Below are 18928 nucleotides of genomic sequence, written 5' to 3' on the forward strand. Positions count from 1 at the left end.
AGCAATAAATCACGGCGTAAAGACGCCGAAAAAGGAGAAAAAAGAACATGGCAGAATCAATGAAAGGGTTGAAAAGAACCCATAGATGTGCAGAATTATCTGCAGCCAATGTAGGAGAAAAAGTTACCATCATGGGATGGGTACAGAAGAACCGCAACAAAGGAGGTCTGGTATTTGTAGATGTCAGAGATCGCTCCGGTATCATTCAGGTGGTATTTGAAGAAGGAAAATCAGAAGCTGCGCTGATCGAAAAAGCAGCAAAGCTTCGTGCAGAATATGTAGTAGCAATCGTGGGAACGGTTGCAAAGCGTTCCGGTGCGGTGAATGATCATCTTGCAACAGGTGAAATTGAGGTACTTCCGGAAGAACTCCGTATTCTTTCCGAGTCAGAGACACCTCCGTTCCACATTGAAGAAAATTCCAAGACAAAAGAAGAAGTACGTCTGAAATACAGATATCTGGATCTCAGGAGACCGGATCTGCAGCGCAATCTGATGATGAGAAGTAAAGTTGCAACTCTGACACGTCAGTTCCTTGCAGAAGAAGGATTTTTGGAGATTGAGACACCGGTCCTGATCAAGAGTACACCGGAAGGGGCAAGAGATTACCTGGTACCGAGCCGTATCCAACAGGGACAGTTCTATGCACTGCCGCAGTCGCCGCAGTTATTCAAACAGTTACTGATGTGCTCCGGATATGACAGATATTTTCAGATTGCAAAATGTTTCCGTGACGAAGACTTACGTGCAGACCGTCAGCCGGAATTCACACAGATTGATATGGAGTTATCTTTTGTAGATGTTGATGATGTCATCGAGGTAAATGAAAGACTGCTTGCAAAATTATTCAAAGAAGTACTTGGGGTAGAAGTATCCCTTCCGATCCAGAGAATGACATGGCAGGAGGCAATGGATCGCTTTGGTTCTGACAAGCCGGATATCCGTTTCGGTATGGAACTGACGAATGTTACAGATGTTGTAAAAGACTGCGAGTTCGTTGTATTCAAAAATGCAATTGCAAATGGTGGAACTGTTCGCGGTATCAACGCCAAAGGACAGGGTGGAATGGCCCGCAAGAAGATCGACAAGCTGGTTGATTTTGCGAAAGATTACGGCGCAAAGGGACTTGCCTATATTGCAATCCATGAAGACGGAACTGTAAAATCCTCATTTGCCAAATTTATGACAGATGACGAGATGAAAGCGCTGATCGAGGCAATGGGCGGAGAGAACGGTGACCTGTTATTATTCGCGGCAGATAAGAATAAAGTTGTATGGGATACACTTGGAGCACTTCGTTTGGAACTTGCCCGCCAGATGGAACTCCTTGATAAAAACGAATACAAATTCCTGTGGGTAACAGAGTTCCCGCTTCTTGAGTGGAGTGAAGAACAGAACCGCTTTACGGCAATGCATCATCCGTTTACGATGCCGATGGAAGAAGATCTTCAGTATATCGACAGTGATCCGGGAAGAGTGCGTGCGAAAGCATACGATATCGTATTAAATGGTAATGAAATCGGTGGCGGAAGTGTCAGAATCTTCGATCAGGATATTCAGAGCAAGATGTTCAAAGTACTTGGATTTACGGAAGAACAGGCTCAGGAGCAGTTCGGATTCCTTCTGACAGCATTCAAATACGGAGTACCGCCGCACGCAGGACTGGCTTACGGTCTGGACCGTCTGGTTATGCTGATGGCAAAACAGGACAGCATCCGTGACGTGATCGCATTCCCGAAGGTAAAAGATGCATCTGACCTGATGACAGAAGCACCGGGACATGTAGATGCAAAACAGCTGGAGGAACTCGGAATTGCAGTAGTGGCAAAGGAAGAGAAGAAAGACGACGCTGAGTAAGTAAAGAATAAAATGCCGGGAACAGTCAGATAAAGATTATTCCTGGCATTTGTTAAATTATTTGAATTTTCAGATAGAAAGAAAAATTCAAAAAACTTGAAAAAGATATTGACATAATGAGAAAGTTGCGATATACTAAATATCGTTCTGATGAACACGAAAACATGAAATATACTTGATGTGCGATAGTAGTACAGTTGGTAGTACGCCACCTTGCCAAGGTGGAGGTCGCGGGTTCGAGTCCCGTCTGTCGCTCTGAAAAGACGTTGCAAGTAGTTGTTATGCGATAGTAGTACAGTTGGTAGTACGCCACCTTGCCAAGGTGGAGGTCGCGGGTTCGAGTCCCGTCTGTCGCTCTGAATTGACTGTTTGCAACGTTTTTTTGTTGTACTAATTTACGAGCAGAGAAAGAATCCGATTGAAATCATATGTGGCACTGTGCTATACTAAAGTGTACATAAACAAAAAGAGAGTGAACAAGAAAACGAGGATGTGAGAAGATGAATCAGGAAAGAGTAGTAAAAGCAGGTCTTCTGGGACTTGGAACGGTTGGCAGTGGTGTATATAAGCTTGTAGAATGCCAGAAAGATGAGATGGCAATGAAAGCCGGGGCAGGTCTTAAGATCCAGAAGATACTGGTACATAACATGAATAAGAAGAGAAAAGGCGTAGACCAGTCTCTTTTAACAGATAAGTGGGAAGATATCATTAACGATGATGAAATCGAGATCGTGATCGAGGTGATGGGCGGCATTGAGCCTGCAAGAACTATGATTCTGGAAGCTCTGCATGCAGGGAAGAATGTTGTAACTGCAAATAAAGATCTGGTGGCAACACATGGACATGAACTTCTGGAAGCTGCAGAAGAAAGTGGAGTGGACTTCTTATTTGAGGCAGCCGTAGCAGGAGCAATCCCGATCATCCGTCCACTGAAGCAGTGTCTGGCGGCAAATGAGATCCAGGAAGTCATCGGTATTGTCAATGGTACAACGAACTTTATCCTGACCAAGATGATCGAAGAAGGCATGGATTTTGGCGATGCACTGGCACTTGCTACCGAGCTTGGCTATGCTGAGGCAGACCCGACAGCCGATATCGAAGGACTGGATGCCGGACGTAAAGTAGCGATCATGGCATCGATCGCATTCCATTCCAGAGTGACATTTGATGATGTATATACAGAAGGAATTACGAAGATTACGGCAAAAGACGTAGAGTACGCAGAAGAATTTGGTGACGTGATCAAATTGCTCGGTGTCGCACATAATACAGAAGGTGGTATAGAAGTTGCAGTACATCCGATGATGATTCCGAAGGAGCATCCTCTTGCATCTGTCAGAGATTCCTTTAATGCAGTATTCGTACATTCCGATGCGGCAGATGATACGATGTTCTATGGACGTGGAGCGGGAGAACTTCCGACAGCCAGCGCGATCATGGGTGATGTGATCGATGTGATCCGTGATATTCAGTATCATTGTACGGGAAGAATCAGCTGCACCTGTTATCGTGACACACCGGTAAAGGATTTTAAAGAAGTAAAGAATAAATTCTACATCCGTATGCTGGTGGATAATAAACCGGGTGTGCTTGCAGCAATTGCGAGTGTATTTGGAGTGCATAAGGTAAGTATTGCCAGAGTCATCCAGAAGACGGAGGCAGATGATGCGGCAGAACTGGTTATCGTGACAGAAGCAGTAAAGGAAAAGCATCTGGAAGATGCACTGGAACATTTGGCGGATATGGATACGACACGTGAGATCGGAACTGTGATCCGTGAATATTAGAGCATAAATAGAAAAGCATAAATAGCAGAATATTTTTAAAGGACGGAGACTGTAACAAGCTCCGTCTTTTATAATCGGATAAGGAGTGAAGATGAGATGGAGGAACAGAAAAAAAGAAATCCTCTGGAGACAGAAAAAGAAGGAAAACTAATCGCGAAATTTGCAATTCCGGCAATTATCAGTATGCTGGTGAGCTCGTTATATAATATTGTAGACCAGATCTTCATCGGACAGGGAGTCGGACTTCTGGGAAATGCGGCGACCAATATCGCATTTCCGGTGTCGATCATCTGTACGGCAACAGCGCTTCTTCTGGGAATCGGCAGTGCATCGAATTTTAACCTGTGTTCCGGTGCGGGAGATCATGAGAAGGCAAGCAGGATCGCAGGAACCGGACTTGCTATGCTGGTGATCTGCGGAGTGATCATTGCGGCGGTCACACTTGTATTTTTGAATCCGTTACTGCACATCTTTGGGGTAACAGCGAAGATCCTGCCATACGCACAGGATTACACGGGGATTACCGCATTCGGAATACCGTTTCTAATCCTGACGACGGGTGGGAATCATCTGATCCGTGCAGACAGAAGTCCGACATATTCGATGACGTGTATGCTGACGGGAGCAATCATTAATACGATCTTAGATCCGTTATTTATCTTCGGATTCCATTGGGGAATCAAAGGTGCTGCCTGGGCAACCGTGATCGGTCAGATCGTATCAGGTATTATGGTCATTGTATATTTCGGACAATTCCGTAAAATGGAACTGAAAAAAGAGATGTTCCGTCCGTCAGGAAAGATTTTGAAGAAGATCATATCACTGGGAATGGCTTCCTGTATCAATCAGATTGCTATGGCTGTGGTACAGGTCACGATGAATAATACATTGCGGCATTATGGAGCGGCTTCTGTGTATGGAACGGATATTCCACTGGCATGCGTGGGGGTGATCTCTAAAGTAAATATGGTGTTTATGGCGATCGCAATCGGGATTTCACAGGGCTGCCAGCCAATCTGGGGATTCAATTACGGTGCGGAGGCGTATGACAGGGTGAAGAGGACCTATTGGAAAGCATTCCAGATCGCCATGGCGGTTGGCATTGTATTTTTTCTGTGTTTCCAGTTCTTCCCGACGCAGCTTGTGAGTATCTTTGGTACAGGAAGTAAGGAATATTATCAATTTGCAGCGAGATATTTCCGGATTTTTATGTTCATGACATTTATCAATGGAATACAGCCGATGTCCTCCGGATTTTTTACATCGATCGGTAAGGCAAAGCTGGGTATTGTAGTTTCACTTACAAGGCAGGTGATTTTCCTGCTTCCACTGATACTTATTTTCCCGCTTTATATGGGAATTGATGGTGTAATGTATGCAGGACCGATTGCTGATGCAGCAGCAGGAATTGTTGCAATAGGGTTTGCGCTAAAAGAGCTTCGTGCGATGGATGAGATTGCATAGCCTGTTGGAATATGGTAAAATAAATTGATTGAATGAGTCCGTCCGGGGATGTGAATCTTCCCGGACGGATGATGTTTACAGGGGAATGGGAGAAGACAAAGGATGAAAGAACGATTACCCGTTGGATTTATGTTTAAACAGATTAATAATATTTACGAGAAAGAATTCAATAATCTGCTCCGCGGGATTGGGATCACATCGTCACAGTGTGCGGTGCTGGATTACCTTCTTGGCAGCAGCAAAGAATTTGTGAATCAGAAGGACATTGAGAAAGCACTAAGTCTTAAGAATCCGACGGTGACAGGAATCTTAAAAAGGCTGGATGAAAAGGGGTTCATTCTGGCGGTTCCAAGTAATCAGGATAAAAGATGCAAGAACATATACCCGACAGAAAAAGCGTACGATATCCAGAAAAAAATGGATAACTACCGGAAGAAGATCGACCGGCGGCTTATGATCGGAATGAGTAAAAAAGAAATTGCAGCATTGGAAAAGATGCTGGACAGGGTCCTTTATAATATCAGTGATCCGTAGACAGAACGAAAAGCAGAGAGACAGGAGATGTAAAAATGAGTTATGCAGATAAAGTGTTTATCAACATGTGCCGTGACATCATCGATAACGGTACCGATACCAGAGGAGAAAAGGTAAGACCGGTATGGGAAGACGGGACACCGGCGTATACGATCAAAAAATTCGGAGTCGTGAACCGTTATGATCTGTCGAAAGAATTTCCGGCATTGACACTTCGAAGAACCGCGATTAAAAGCTGTACGGATGAACTTCTCTGGATCTGGCAGCAGAAATCAAATAATATCAATGACCTGCACAGCCATATCTGGGACAGCTGGGCAGATGAAGACGGATCGATCGGAAAAGCTTACGGATATCAGATGGGCGTAAAGCATCAGTATAAAGAAGGAATGTTCGATCAGGTAGACCGTGTGATTTACGATCTGAAAAATAATCCATACAGCAGAAGGATCATGACGAATATCTATGTACATCAGGATTTGCATGAGATGAACCTGTATCCATGTGCTTACAGTATGACATTTAATGTGACGAAGAAACCGGGACATGATAAACTGACACTGAATGCGATCCTGAACCAGAGATCCAATGATGTTCTGGCTGCAAATAACTGGAACGTATGTCAGTATGCTGTACTGATCCATATGCTTGCGCAGGTGTGTGATATGGAAGTGGGAGAATTTGTTCATGTGATCGCAGATGCGCATATTTATGACAGACATGTACCGATGATCGAAGAACTGATCAGCCGTGAACCGCTTCCGGCACCGCAATTCTGGCTGAATCCGGAGATTAGGGATTTCTATCAGTTTACAAGAGATGATGTGAAATTGATCGATTATCAGACACATGACCAGATTAAAAATATTCCGGTAGCGGTATAAGTAGGAGGAAATAATATGAATTTGATCGTAGCAGTAGATTCGAACTGGGCAATTGGAAAAGAGAATAAATTACTGGTGAGTATTCCGCAGGATATGAAATTTTTCCGTGAGACAACGAAGGGAAAAGTTGTTGCGATGGGAAGAAAGACACTGGAAAGCTTTCCGGGAGGACAGCCGCTGAAGAACCGAGTCAATGTGGTACTTACGACAGATAAGAATTATAAAGTAAAAGATACCGTGATCGTACATTCCGTAGAAGAGATGGTAGAAGAATTAAAAAAATACAATTCGGAAGATGTCTATGTGATCGGTGGAGAGAGTATTTACCGCCAACTTCTTCCGTATTGTACAAAGGCTTATGTTACAAAGATCGATCATGCATATGATGCAGATACATACTTCCCGGATCTGGATGCAGATCCGGAGTGGGAAATGACAAAAATCAGTGATGAGCAGACATATTTTGATCTGGAATATGTATTTGTGATATATGAGAGGAGATAAAGAAAGCGGGATGAGAATACTTAGTGTCACGGCACAGAAACCATGCAGTACCGGGAGCGGAGTCTATCTGACAGAGGTTGTGAAAGCACTTGCAAAAGAGGGACATACGCAGATTGTGCTGGCAGGCATTGCAAGAGGGGAACAGATGGATATGCCGGATGGCGTGAAGGCATATCCGGTATATTTTGAATCGGAAGGATTACCATATCCGGTTGTGGGTATGTCAGATGAGATGCCATATATCAGTACAAGATACAAGGATATGACAGAAGAGATGACAGTGCAGTTCAGAAATGCATTTCTTGCAGTATTGGATGAAGTAATAGAAAGAGAAGATCCGGAACTGATCTTATGCCATCATCTGTATTATCTGACAGCACTGGTGCGGGAGCGCTATCCGGAAAAGAAAGTATATGGATTCTGTCACAATACGGATTTGAGACAGATGAAAAATACGTCATTTCAACGGGAATTTATACGCAGTCAGATTCCGCGTCTTGACCGGATCTTTGCACTTCAGGAAGCACAGAAAGAAAAGATCAGACAGATATATCTGGTGAAAAGTGAGAGCATGACGGTAATCGGCACGGGGTACAATAGTCATGTGTTTCGGATAACCGGTGAGAAGCCGGGAAAAAAGGATGAAGTGGTGCGGCTGGTTTTTGCCGGGAAAATCACGCAGAAGAAAGGCGTAAAAAGTCTTTTGCGTGCAATGAACCTGCTGGATGAAGAAAGCGGACAGATAAAACTTGTGCTTGCGGGTGGAGCTGGAAATCAGAAAGAATATGAAGAAATAAAAGAACTGGCTGCACACTGCAGATATCCGGTCAGATTTGCCGGTTGTGTGCCGCAGGTGGAACTGGCAAATCTGTATAACGACGGAGATATCTTTGTCTTGCCGTCTATGTATGAAGGACTGCCGCTTACAGTGATCGAAAGCCTGGCGTGTGGTGACCGCGTAGTGATGACAAGGCTGGATGGAGTGGCAGACTGGCTTGAGGATATGATACCGGATGCCGATATCCGTTATGTGGATCTGCCAAAGATGAAAGGTGCGGATGAAGCAGTGGAAGAAGAACTTCCGGTTTTTGAAAAAAGACTGGCACAGACACTGGAAGATGCAATTAGGACAGTAAAACAGGAAAATAGAGGACTTGTGAAAAACAGGACATGTGATGTGAGCAGAATATCCTGGCAGAAGATTGCGCAGGAAGTCATCCGGTAAAAGGTAGATAAAAGAGAGCGAAAAGATCAACTTGATGATTTTTTCGCTCTCTTTTGTTATATTTCGGTTAAAGGTATATTCTATAATGTATCGTTCCTTCTTACATATCCAGGACGGTCTTCAGAAGCGGACAGCTCTTTTGCATGTGTGATCTTAGCATGTTTGTCAATTACCTGATTCTCTACGTGAACATTTTCACCGATGTAAGCATCAGAAAGTACGACGCAGTTTTTGACAACAGCTCCTTTCTTGATGATACATCCACGTCCGATAACAGAATGATCAATCTCTCCTTCGATCAGACAGCCATTTGACACAACAGAGTTTTTTGCTGTTCCGGTTTCGAAATACTGGGTTGGGCAGGAATCGTTGGTCTTGGTATAGATCGGCCAGTCCGGCACGAACAGATTCTGTGCTGTTTTGATATCTGTCAGGGACAGGTTGGACTCATAGTAGCTGTTAAAATCTGAGATTGCTGCAAAGTAACCTCTGTGAGAAACTCCGCGGATATCAAGGTCTTCGCAGGAAGCATTTACGATATCCAGTAATGTGTATACAGAAGAAGTCTTTTTTGATTTGTGGATCAGTTCGATGAACAAATCTTTCTTCATGATATAAGTATCCATAAAGATGTTTTTGTTCTTTGCATTTCCGTGATTTTGTTCCAGTGAAAGAACCCCTTTCTGCTTGTTCAGATTAACAGCATAGCAATTCAGAAAATATTCTTTTGCATTGTCTACGGAGTGATACAGTAAGGTAATATCAGCACCGGATTCGATATGAGTGTTTAACAGTTTGTTGTAATCCTGGGTATAGATCATATAACTTGGAGCGATTACGACATATTCCTCCAATTGCTGTTCAATATATTCTAAGTTCTCGATGTAGGATGCAATGTCATTGTTATACAGGCTCATATTCATTCCGAGTCCGGAATAAAGAATCTGGAGATTACCACTCTTGGAGTTGATATTATAATGACGTCCGGTTCCGAGATGTGCAGTCAGTGACTGCGGTTTTCTGCGGATATAAACCTGAATATGGTCGATGCCGCTGTTACTCATATTAGAGATCGTGAAGTCGATGACACGGTAACGTCCAAGGAAAGAAAAAGCACCTACCGGACGATATTCCTGCATACCTTCTACTGCAATGTGATTTCCGGCAAAATTTACGATTCCAAATGCTTTAGCCATGTTATTCTACCCCCTTTACACGTTTTGAAATGAGCTCGATGTGCTCGCTCTTGGCATCGCCGACAACTGCGCCTGCACCAATCTTTACATTATCGGCAACCAGTGCACGTGTAACGACAGCATTCTCTTCCACTTCAACACCAGGCATCAGAACGCTGTCGATGATCTTTGCGCCTTTTCTGACTTTGGCACCGGTGAAGAGAACGGAATTCTGGATATCACCTTCGATCACACAACCCTGATTGACAAATGCATGTCTGATATTGGCATCCGGACCGATGTACTGAGGAAGAGTAGTTGCATCTTCGGTGTAAATCTTCCAGGTCGGATCATTCAGATCCAGTTCATTGTTTTTGCTCAGCAGATCCATATTTGCTTCCCAGAGAGAATCAATTGTTCCGACATCTTTCCAGTACCCCTTGAACTTGTATGCATATAATTTTTTTTCATCACTCAGAAGAGACGGAATGATATCTTTTCCGAAGTCATGGTTGGAATCAGGATCTTTCATATCAGCAATTAATTTCTTACGTAAAAGCTTCCAGTTAAAGATATAGATTCCCATAGAAGCAAGATTGCTCTTTGGATGTTCCGGCTTTTCTTCAAATTCTATGATCCGGCCTTCTTCGTCGGTATTCATGATACCGAAACGACTTGCTTCTTTCATAGGAACTTCGATGACTGCGATGGTTGCATCGGCACCGTTGTCTTTGTGCGCCTGCAGCATCTTGTCATAATTCATCTTATAGATATGGTCACCGGAGAGAACCAAAAGATAATCCGGTGAATATGTATCAATAAAATCGATGTTCTGAGAAATTGCATCTGCTGTACCTCTGTATACATCCAGGTTCGCATCTGCCTTCTCACGTGGCGGAAGAACGAATACGCCGCTTTCTTTGGCATCTAATCCCCAACGACGTCCGGCTGCCACATAACTGTTCAGCAGAATTGATTCATACTGCGTTAAAACTCCTACTACGTTAATTCCGCTGTTTGCGCAGTTGCTGAGTGGAAAATCGATGATTCTGTATTTTCCACCATAAGAAACAGCTGGTTTTGCAACTTTATTTGTCAGTTCGTGAAGGCGTGAGCCTCTACCGCCGGCTAATATCATCGCTAACATATTATTTTGTTTCATGATATATCCTCCTTATTGCTTATGTATCTATTGTATAATTTTTTGCATTTTTTTGCTATACATTTTTGGAAAAAAATACAAAAAATCACAAAAAAATTTAAAATTAAATGTGAAATTTGTGAAAGATGGAAAAATAACGAAATTTGTCGGGAAAATGATAAAAAAGATCAATAACACGATTGTGCAAAAGTTCATTATAAAAATCAGCAGTAAATGAATCGGATAAAAAGAGTTGACAATACTAAAGAACGTCACCTATAATGTTTTATAAATATTCAGTGAAATGCTGTAAAGATGCAATAATCGCCCTGAGCTTGCAGCTTAGGGCTTTTCTTTTTATTTTATAGAAAAGTAAAAATTCAAGGAGGTAGTATATGAAAAAGATCAGTGGAAATAAATTATTGGTAAAAGCGCTGAGAGAAGAACAGGTAGATACAATTTTCGGATATCCGGGAGCCTGTACGATCGATATCAGTGATGAACTTTATAAGCAGGATTATACGAAGGTAATTCTTCCGAGACAGGAAGTAGCACTGGTACATGAGGCAGATGCTTATGCAAGATCAACCGGAAAAACAGGAGTGTGTCTGGTTACAAGCGGACCGGGGGCAACGAATCTTGTGACAGGTCTTGCAACTGCCTATTACGACAGTGTACCACTGGTATGCTTTACGGGGCAGGTGTCCAGACATTTGATCGGAAATGATGCGTTCCAGGAAGTAGATATTATCGGAATCACCAGAAGTATTACGAAATATGGTGTTACGGTCAGAAACAGGGAAGACCTCGGACGTATCCTGAAAGAAGCATTTTATATTGCAAGAACAGGAAGGCCGGGACCGGTATTGATCGACCTTCCAAAAGATGTAATGGGAGAATTGGGAAGTGCCGAGTATCCGGATGAAGTGAATATCCGTGGATATAAGCCGAATACCCATGTACATGTCGGACAGTTAAAACGTGCGGTTAAGATGCTTTCCAAGGCAAAGAAACCATTGTTCCTCGCAGGCGGAGGTATCAATATAGCACATGCTAATGAAGAATTTACGAAACTGGTGGATATGACGAATGTCCCGGTTGTAACAACAGTTATGGGACGTGGGGCGGTTCCGACTACACATCCGTTATATATAGGAAATCTTGGAATGCATGGTGCCTATGCATGTAATATGGCGGTAAATGAATGTGATCTGTTATTTTCGATCGGAACCAGGTTCAATGACAGGATCACAGGAAAGCTGCATTCATTTGCACCGAATGCACAGATTGTACATATTGACATTGATACAGCCGCAATTTCTAAAAATGTGCAGGTGGATGTGCCGATCGTAGCAGATGCCAAAGAAGCCGTTACGAAGATGTTAGAATATGTCACTCCTTGTGAGACGGGAAAATGGCTGGATACGATCGAAGACTGGAAAGCGGAGCATCCGCTGAAGATGAAAAAGAAACCGATCATGACACCGCAGGATGTTATTGAGACGATTAACCGGATCTTTGATGAGGCGATCATTGTAACGGATGTCGGACAGCACCAGATGTTCACCGCGCAGTTTATTGAGATTACAGAGAAGAAAAAGCTTCTGATGTCCGGAGGACTCGGAACAATGGGATATGGTATGCCGGGAGCGATTGGAGCGAAGATTGGGAATCCGGATACACCGGTCATCTCAATCTCCGGAGACGGTGGTTTTCAGATGAACAGTCAGGAACTGGCAACCGCAGTGTTGGAAGAACTGCCGATCATCAGTTGTATCTTTAATAATAATAATCTTGGAATGGTGCGTCAGTGGCAGAAATTATTCTATGGAAAGCGCTATTCCATGACATGTCTGCGCTCGGGAGCAGCCTGCAGAGGAAAATGCGGAGAGGTTGAATGTCCTGTTTACACACCGGATTTTATGAAACTGGCAGACGCTTATGGTGCAAAAGGCATCCATATTACGAAAAAAGAAGAGATCGAGCCGGCATTCAGAGAAGCTATGAAGAGTACAAAGACACCATATATCCTGGAATTCGACATTGATCCGGAAGATCTGGTATATCCGATGGTAAAACCGGGCGGGACACTGGAAGATCTGATCATGGATTGTTAGGAAGAAGAGGACAGGAGGGAAAAAACAATGAATAGTAACGGTATGAAAAAACGATGGATTTCCTTATATGTAGAGAACCAGGTAGGAGTTCTGTCAAAAATCTCAGGGCTGTTCTCCGGCAAATCTTATAACCTGGACAGTCTGACTGTTGGTACGACAGAAGATCCGACCGTGTCCAGAATGACGATCGCAACAGTCAGCGATGATGAGACATTTGAACAGATTAAGAAACAGCTGAACCGTCTGGTGGAAGTGATCAAGGTTATCGATTTTACAGATGTATTTGTCCGTATGAAAGAAATACTGTATGTCAAAGTGCGAAAATGTTCAAAAGATGATAAAGTGGAATGTTTTCAGATTGCAGAGACATTCAAGGCAAAAATCATTGATTACGGCAAAGACAGTGTACTGCTGGAATTTGTACAGACGGCAACGAAAAATGATGCAGTAATCAAACTTATGAAAGAAGAATTCGCCAGTATTGAAGTTGTACGAGGCGGAAGTGTGGGAATTGAATCCATAAGTATGATGGAAAGATAAAAAAACAGAGTGCACTCTTGAATTTTAAAAACAGTAGTATTATAATAAAACAAGATGATAAATCAAACATTTGTTTAAAGGACGGAGGAGTCACAATGGAGAAGAAGAATATTGACTGGTCAAACATAGGATTTGGCTATATGAAGACAGATAAGAGATATGTTTCCAATTTTAAAAACGGAGCATGGGATGAAGGTACACTTACCTCCGATGATCAGATTACTATCAGTGAATGTGCAGGTGTACTTCAGTATGCACAGACATGTTTTGAAGGAATGAAAGCGTATACCACAGAAGACGGTCATATCGTAACATTCCGCCCGGACTTAAATGCAGCGAGAATGGCAGACTCTGCAGCAAGACTTGAGATGCCTGTATTCCCGGAAGATAGATTTGTAGATGCTATTAAACAGGTTGTAAAGGCTAATGCAGCTTATGTACCGCCATATGGATCAGGAGCAACCTTATATGTCAGACCATATATGTTCGGTTCCAGTGCTGTAATCGGTGTAAAACCGGCAGATGAGTATCAGTTCCGTGTGTTTGCAACACCGGTTGGACCATATTTCAAAGGCGGCGCAAAACCGATCACGATCAAGGTGTCTGATTTCGATCGTGCAGCACCGCATGGAACAGGGCATGTAAAAGCCGGACTGAACTATGCGATGAGCCTTCATGCAATCGTAACAGCTCATGAAGAAGGATATGATGAGAATATGTATCTGGATGCAGCAACCAGAACAAAGGTGGAAGAGACCGGTGGAGCTAACTTTATCTTTGTAACAAAAGATAACAAAGTTGTAACACCAAAATCATCTACAATCCTTCCATCCATCACAAGACGTTCTCTGATGTATGTTGCAGAACACTATCTTGGACTGGAAGTAGAAGAAAGAGAAGTTTATTTAGATGAACTTGGCGACTTTGCAGAATGCGGACTTTGCGGTACAGCAGCAGTTATCTCTCCGGTAGGAAAGATCGTTGACCACGGCAAAGAGATCTGTTTCCCAAGCGGAATGGAAGAGATGGGACCAGTTACAAAGAAATTATATGAGACATTAACCGGTATTCAGATGGGACACATCGAAGCTCCGGAAGGATGGATCTGCAAGATCTGTTAATTGTTTTACAGATGTTGAAAATGTAGAAAGAAGAGACGGGACACTGTGTAAATAGCTGGCTTGTCTCTTTTTTATACCTGGATTATAAAATCGTAAGGAGAGGTTGCATGAAACATATATTGTGTTCAACAATGAAAAATTATAAAAAAGAATATCTTCCCAAAGATATTTTCTCGGGGATCATCATGGCAGCAGTGTCAATCCCTATCTCGATGGGCTATGCACAGATTGCTGGACTGCCTGCAGTATATGGACTATACGGTTCGGTATTCCCGATTCTGTTCTTTGCACTGTTCTCAACATCGCGGCAATTCATTTTCGGAGTCGATGCGGCACCGGCGGCAATTGTCGGAGCAGCACTGGTATCACTTGGGATTGAAAGTGGAAGTAAAGCGGCAATGCAGTATGTGCCTGTGATCGCATTTCTGACAGGAATCTGGCTGCTGCTGTTTTATTTTTTAAAAGCAGGAAGAATCGTGGACTTCATTTCGACACCGGTGATGGGAGGATTTATCAGCGGGATTGCACTGACAATTATTCTGATGCAGATACCGAAGATCCTTGGCGGAAAGGCCGGATCTGGAGAACTTCCGGAACTGCTCAGGCATATCGCAGAGACGTGCAAAGAAATCAGCTGGCTGTCAGTGGTACTTGGTGTGGGAGCGTTGCTGCTGCTTCGCATGGCAGGAAAAGTAATTCCCAAATTCCCGGCAGCAATTGTGATCATGGCAGCAGGTGTAGCAGCAACGATGTGCTTTCGTGTAGACGAACATGGTGTGGTACTTTTGGATGCGGTGGAAAAAGGACTTCCGAAGCTGGTACATTTCCATTTTGCGGGAATTGACCTGAGGCAGGCGCTTGGAAGAAGTCTGATGATCGCAGCGGTTATCATGTCGGAGACGCTGCTGTCGGAAAATAATTTTGCCATGAAGAATGGCTATAAGATTGATGAAAACCAGGAGATCCTGGCTTGTGCGATGGGAAATATCGCAGCGGCATGTGTAGGTTGTTGTCCGGTGAATGGCAGTATATCCAGAACATCCATGAATGAACAGTATGAAGGAAAGACACAGGCGGTATCTGTCGTAGCGGCAATTACGATGGCAGCCGTATTGCTATGTGCAACTGGATTTATCGGATACCTGCCGGTTCCGATTCTGACAGCGATCGTAATCTCGGCACTGATGAATGTAGTAGAACTGCATCTGGCGGTGCGCTTATTCAAAGTAAGCCGTAATGAATTCTATATTTTTGTAGCTGCGTGTGTGAGCGTATTATTTTTAGGTACTATTTATGGTGTGGTGATCGGATTGCTGCTTTCTTTTGTAGCAGTGGTACTTCGTGCGACGAATCCTCCGAGGTCTTTCCGCGGTATGATTCCGGGAAAAGAGGCTTATTACGATCTTAAGAGAAACCGCAATGCATATCCGATACGCCATACGATCATTTACCGGTTCAGTGAGAACCTTTTCTTTGCAAATGTAAAGATATTCCAGTCGGACATTGAGAACAGTATCAAAGAGGATACAGAGGTTGTAATCGTGGATGCGGCTGCGATCAACAGTATTGACGTTACGGCAGCAGACCGGCTGGAAATGATGGCGGAAAATTTTGATAAGAAAGGGATCAGGTTTTATATTACGGAGCATTCCGAAAATGTAAATGAACAGATGCGCAGTCTTGGGATCGGTCATCTGATCGAGGAAGGAAAGGTCAGAAGAACGATTCTTGCAGCATTGCAGGATGCAGGTGTTGCAACACCGGGGACGAGTATGGAATCGGAGAAATCTCCGGTTATCCAGATGCCGTGGCAGTTGGAAATCCCGGCGGCAGTGCATGCGGTTCACGAAGCAATGATCCCGGCAGAAGAAGAGAATACATTAGAAGAATTCGCATGGGCGTTCGGTGATGATGCGGTGGAAGAGATGGAAAAGAAAGTCCATCAGGTTATGGAACAGATCCATAGACTTCCGGATCTGGAAAGGCTTGCAGACGTAGGGTTTGAAGAAAAACTCAAAAACTGGCATTCACTGGGGGCATTGGATGAAGATGAGATCTTAAGACGAATGGAAATGCATCTGGATGAACTTCCGGAGAATCTGCGTGGAGACAAAAAAGTGATCCTGCAGTTGATTGAAAAGAGAAGACGCAAGATCGAGCAGCAGTTATTAATGCATCATCCGGAGATCCTGGACCATCTGAAAAAGAACCGCGAACGATTGGAGAGACGGCTGGAAAAACAGAATCCGGAGGCAGCGAGAAAGCTGCATGAATGGGAACGGCAGATGCGGGAAAAATAGAAGAACAGTGAGAGCACAGGAATTTCCTGACGACCGGAATATGCAGGAAATATGCAGAAAATATGCAGGAAATATGCAGGAATACGCCGGATAATCTTGCGTGAAAGTATATTTCTTGCTATAATACATGAATATATCGGACAATAGTTTGCAATTTATAGGAGAGTACAGAAGAATGAACGATTTAGAAATGTACAGAGAGCAGCTGGCTCTGTGTGATGATAAGATTATTGACGCTTTGGTAGAACGTAGTTCTATTATTGAAAAGATCATGGCGTATAAAGAAGAATATGGTATGCCAATCTTACAGCCGCATCAGGAAGAAAAGCAGAAGAGAAGACTGGAAGAAAAACTGAAAGAAAATAAATATAAAGAAGAAATCTTTGATGTGTTTGGATGTATCCTGCGTAACAGTAAGAGAATCCAGGCAAGAAAACTCTTTGATTATAACATTGTACTGATCGGATTCATGGGGGCTGGAAAGTCAACAATTTCTGATTATCTGAGCACGATGTTTGATATGGATATTGTAGAGATGGATCAGGTGATTGCAGAACGTGAAGAGATGAGTATTCCGGATATCTTTGCTACATATGGCGAAGAATATTTCCGTGATCTGGAGACGAATCTTCTGATCGAGATGCAGTCGTATAAGAATGCAGTAATTTCATGCGGTGGTGGTGCGGCCTTAAGAGAGAGAAATGTAGCAGAGATGAAAAAGAACGGAAGAGTTGTTCTTCTTACTGCTACACCGGAGACGATTTTTGAACGTGTAAAAGACAGCAATGACAGACCGGTATTAAATGGCAGAAAGAATGTCAAAGGCATTTCAGAACTTATGGAGCAGCGCCGTGAGAAATATGAAGCGGCAGCAGATATAGTAATCAATACGGATGATAAGACCGTTCTTCAGATCTGTGAAGAGCTGGTACAGCATCTGCAGGAGTCAGAAGAATAATATGTTTGATAGATTTTTTCCGGATCAGTATGTAGCATCCACTTATGTGATCGATTTTGAAAAATTATATGAAGAGGGTGTACGCGGACTGATCTTTGATATTGATAATACGCTGGTTCCGCACGGAGCACCGGCGGACGAGAGAGCAAAGGCATTATTTGCCAGACTGAAAGCAATCGGATTCCGATGCTGTCTGATCTCGAATAACCAGAAGCCAAGGGTAGAGATGTTCAATAAAGATATCCAGGTGGACTATGTTTATAATGCGCACAAGCCATCAACCAGGAATTATCTCAGGGCGATGGAGATTATGGGAACAGACAGAAGGAGTTCTGTGTTTATCGGAGACCAGCTTTTTACAGATGTATGGGGAGCAAAACGTGCCGGAATCCCGAATATTTTGGTAAAACCGATACATCCAAAGGAAGAAATCCAGATTGTTTTGAAGCGTTATCTGGAAAAAATTGTGTTACATTTCTACAAGAAGAGTCAGAGACACGAAAAAAAGGTTGAAAAATAATATCATGTATTATAGAATAATATGAGATGAAATTACGTAAGCGTGTATACGCGATTTAAGGAGGATAAGGTAATGGCTAAAGTTTCAGCAGGAGACATCCGTAATGGTGTAACAATTGAAGTTGATGGAAAAGTATGTCAGGTTATTGATTTCATGCACGTAAAACCTGGTAAAGGTGCAGCTTTTGTGCGTGTTAAGATGAAAAATATTATCGACGGTGGTGTGGTAGAGACAACATTCCGTCCTACAGAGACATTTGAACAGGCTCACATTGAAAGAAAGAAAATGCAGTATCTGTACAACGATGGAGAATTCTATAACTACATGGACAACGAGACATTTGAGCAGATTATGATCAGCGCAGATGATGCAGCAGATTCTATGAAGTTTGTAAAAGAAAACGAAGAAGTATCTATCAGCTTCTATCAGGGAAATGCATTTGCGATCGAGCCGCCGCTCAGTGTTGAACTGGTTGTAACAGAGACAGAGCCAGGTGTAAAAGGTAACACAGCTACAGGTGCTACAAAGCCGGCTATCGTTGAGACAGGTGCGAAAGTTAACGTTCCGCTTTTCGTTGATCAGGGCGAGACGATCAAGATTGATACCCGTACAGGAGCATACCTCTCAAGAGCATAAGAGTCATAAGAATTCTAAATTAAATAATTATAAAAAGCCTTGCATTTTGTGCAGGGCTTTTTTATAATCTAATTACCATAATATTTCAGAAACAATTCAAAAGATGTTCTGTTATCTCAGGCGGTAATATCACCGCAGATTTTCAAGATGATTTTTGTATATTGCT

Annotated in this window: 16 protein-coding genes and 2 tRNA genes; 16 read left to right on the top strand and 2 right to left on the bottom strand. The window is 43.0% G+C overall.

Annotation, left to right across the window (positions count from 1 at the left end):
- Positions 1-47 precede the first annotated feature (47 nt).
- The 9 genes from aspS (at position 48) to GT508_RS07410 (ending at position 8254) form a co-directional block, all read left to right on the top strand.
- Positions 48-1856, top strand: a complete 1809-nt coding sequence (gene aspS, locus GT508_RS07370; RefSeq protein WP_055280982.1) for an aspartate--tRNA ligase — start codon at positions 48-50, stop codon at positions 1854-1856.
- Positions 1857-2038: 182 nt separating this feature from the next.
- Positions 2039-2111, top strand: a tRNA-Gly gene (locus tag GT508_RS07375).
- Positions 2112-2139: 28 nt separating this feature from the next.
- Positions 2140-2212 (top strand) — tRNA-Gly (locus GT508_RS07380).
- 144 nt (positions 2213-2356) lie between these two features.
- Positions 2357-3643, top strand: a complete 1287-nt coding sequence (locus tag GT508_RS07385; RefSeq protein ID WP_117598014.1) for a homoserine dehydrogenase — start codon at positions 2357-2359, stop codon at positions 3641-3643.
- A gap of 96 nt (positions 3644-3739) precedes the next feature.
- Entirely contained in the window at positions 3740-5107 is a 1368-nt protein-coding gene (locus GT508_RS07390) for an MATE family efflux transporter (RefSeq protein WP_161143898.1), read from the top strand.
- 102 nt (positions 5108-5209) lie between these two features.
- On the top strand, positions 5210-5641 hold the full coding sequence (locus GT508_RS07395; protein ID WP_161143899.1) for a MarR family winged helix-turn-helix transcriptional regulator: 432 nt from the start codon (positions 5210-5212) through the stop codon (positions 5639-5641).
- 35 nt (positions 5642-5676) lie between these two features.
- Positions 5677-6525: a thymidylate synthase gene (gene thyA, locus GT508_RS07400; RefSeq protein ID WP_161143900.1), complete on the top strand. Its 849-nt coding sequence runs from the start codon at positions 5677-5679 to the stop codon at positions 6523-6525.
- Positions 6526-6540: 15 nt separating this feature from the next.
- A complete protein-coding gene (locus GT508_RS07405) occupies positions 6541-7029 on the top strand; it encodes a dihydrofolate reductase (RefSeq protein WP_028086681.1) in 489 nt (162 codons plus the stop codon).
- Between the two features lie 10 nt (positions 7030-7039).
- Positions 7040-8254 carry a glycosyltransferase family 4 protein gene (locus GT508_RS07410; RefSeq protein ID WP_161143901.1) on the top strand — a complete coding sequence of 405 codons (1215 nt, stop codon included), beginning with the start codon at positions 7040-7042 and terminating at the stop codon, positions 8252-8254.
- Positions 8255-8334: 80 nt separating this feature from the next.
- On the opposite strand, the gene glgD is transcribed toward GT508_RS07410, so the two are convergent.
- Both glgD and GT508_RS07420 read right to left on the bottom strand, forming a co-directional pair.
- Positions 8335-9450: a glucose-1-phosphate adenylyltransferase subunit GlgD gene (glgD, locus tag GT508_RS07415; protein ID WP_161143902.1), complete on the bottom strand. Its 1116-nt coding sequence runs from the start codon at positions 9448-9450 to the stop codon at positions 8335-8337.
- A gap of 1 nt (position 9451) precedes the next feature.
- On the bottom strand, positions 9452-10591 hold the full coding sequence (locus tag GT508_RS07420; RefSeq protein ID WP_118224631.1) for a glucose-1-phosphate adenylyltransferase: 1140 nt from the start codon (positions 10589-10591) through the stop codon (positions 9452-9454).
- Between the two features lie 374 nt (positions 10592-10965).
- Between GT508_RS07420 and ilvB the strand changes: the two genes are divergently transcribed.
- From ilvB to efp, 7 genes are all read left to right on the top strand, one after another.
- A complete protein-coding gene (ilvB, locus tag GT508_RS07425; protein WP_055280993.1) occupies positions 10966-12687 on the top strand; it encodes a biosynthetic-type acetolactate synthase large subunit in 1722 nt (573 codons plus the stop codon).
- A 27-nt stretch (positions 12688-12714) separates the two neighbouring features.
- The gene (gene ilvN, locus GT508_RS07430) at positions 12715-13227 is read left to right on the top strand and encodes an acetolactate synthase small subunit (protein ID WP_161143903.1); all 513 of its coding nucleotides are present in this window, start codon (positions 12715-12717) and stop codon (positions 13225-13227) included.
- 95 nt (positions 13228-13322) lie between these two features.
- Positions 13323-14348, top strand: a complete 1026-nt coding sequence (locus tag GT508_RS07435) for a branched-chain amino acid aminotransferase (RefSeq protein WP_028086675.1) — start codon at positions 13323-13325, stop codon at positions 14346-14348.
- A gap of 107 nt (positions 14349-14455) precedes the next feature.
- Positions 14456-16648 (top strand): SulP family inorganic anion transporter, encoded by a 2193-nt coding sequence (locus GT508_RS07440; RefSeq protein WP_161143904.1) that lies wholly within the window; start codon positions 14456-14458, stop codon positions 16646-16648.
- Between the two features lie 175 nt (positions 16649-16823).
- The gene (locus GT508_RS07445) at positions 16824-17606 is read left to right on the top strand and encodes a shikimate kinase (RefSeq protein WP_161143905.1); all 783 of its coding nucleotides are present in this window, start codon (positions 16824-16826) and stop codon (positions 17604-17606) included.
- Position 17607: 1 nt separating this feature from the next.
- The gene (locus tag GT508_RS07450; RefSeq protein WP_028086672.1) at positions 17608-18126 is read left to right on the top strand and encodes a YqeG family HAD IIIA-type phosphatase; all 519 of its coding nucleotides are present in this window, start codon (positions 17608-17610) and stop codon (positions 18124-18126) included.
- A 72-nt stretch (positions 18127-18198) separates the two neighbouring features.
- On the top strand, positions 18199-18762 hold the full coding sequence (gene efp, locus GT508_RS07455; RefSeq protein WP_028086671.1) for an elongation factor P: 564 nt from the start codon (positions 18199-18201) through the stop codon (positions 18760-18762).
- The last annotated feature ends 166 nt before the right edge of the window (positions 18763-18928 follow it).

The organism is Dorea sp. BIOML-A1 (genome assembly GCF_009875615.1).
Taxonomy (GTDB): domain Bacteria; phylum Bacillota; class Clostridia; order Lachnospirales; family Lachnospiraceae; genus Dorea_A; species Dorea_A amylophila.

Bases quoted from the DNA above. Each gene is read 5' to 3' on its own strand.
- aspS (WP_055280982.1), top strand. From the start codon at position 48: ATGGCAGAATCAATGAAAGGGTTGAAAAGAACCCATAGATGTGCAGAA.
- GT508_RS07385 (WP_117598014.1), top strand. From the start codon at position 2,357: ATGAATCAGGAAAGAGTAGTAAAAGCAGGTCTTCTGGGACTTGGAACG.
- GT508_RS07390 (WP_161143898.1), top strand. From the start codon at position 3,740: ATGGAGGAACAGAAAAAAAGAAATCCTCTGGAGACAGAAAAAGAAGGA.
- GT508_RS07395 (WP_161143899.1), top strand. From the start codon at position 5,210: ATGAAAGAACGATTACCCGTTGGATTTATGTTTAAACAGATTAATAAT.
- thyA (WP_161143900.1), top strand. From the start codon at position 5,677: ATGAGTTATGCAGATAAAGTGTTTATCAACATGTGCCGTGACATCATC.
- GT508_RS07405 (WP_028086681.1), top strand. From the start codon at position 6,541: ATGAATTTGATCGTAGCAGTAGATTCGAACTGGGCAATTGGAAAAGAG.
- GT508_RS07410 (WP_161143901.1), top strand. From the start codon at position 7,040: ATGAGAATACTTAGTGTCACGGCACAGAAACCATGCAGTACCGGGAGC.
- glgD (WP_161143902.1), bottom strand. From the start codon at position 9,450: ATGGCTAAAGCATTTGGAATCGTAAATTTTGCCGGAAATCACATTGCA.
- GT508_RS07420 (WP_118224631.1), bottom strand. From the start codon at position 10,591: ATGAAACAAAATAATATGTTAGCGATGATATTAGCCGGCGGTAGAGGC.
- ilvB (WP_055280993.1), top strand. From the start codon at position 10,966: ATGAAAAAGATCAGTGGAAATAAATTATTGGTAAAAGCGCTGAGAGAA.
- ilvN (WP_161143903.1), top strand. From the start codon at position 12,715: ATGAATAGTAACGGTATGAAAAAACGATGGATTTCCTTATATGTAGAG.
- GT508_RS07435 (WP_028086675.1), top strand. From the start codon at position 13,323: ATGGAGAAGAAGAATATTGACTGGTCAAACATAGGATTTGGCTATATG.
- GT508_RS07440 (WP_161143904.1), top strand. From the start codon at position 14,456: ATGAAACATATATTGTGTTCAACAATGAAAAATTATAAAAAAGAATAT.
- GT508_RS07445 (WP_161143905.1), top strand. From the start codon at position 16,824: ATGAACGATTTAGAAATGTACAGAGAGCAGCTGGCTCTGTGTGATGAT.
- GT508_RS07450 (WP_028086672.1), top strand. From the start codon at position 17,608: ATGTTTGATAGATTTTTTCCGGATCAGTATGTAGCATCCACTTATGTG.
- efp (WP_028086671.1), top strand. From the start codon at position 18,199: ATGGCTAAAGTTTCAGCAGGAGACATCCGTAATGGTGTAACAATTGAA.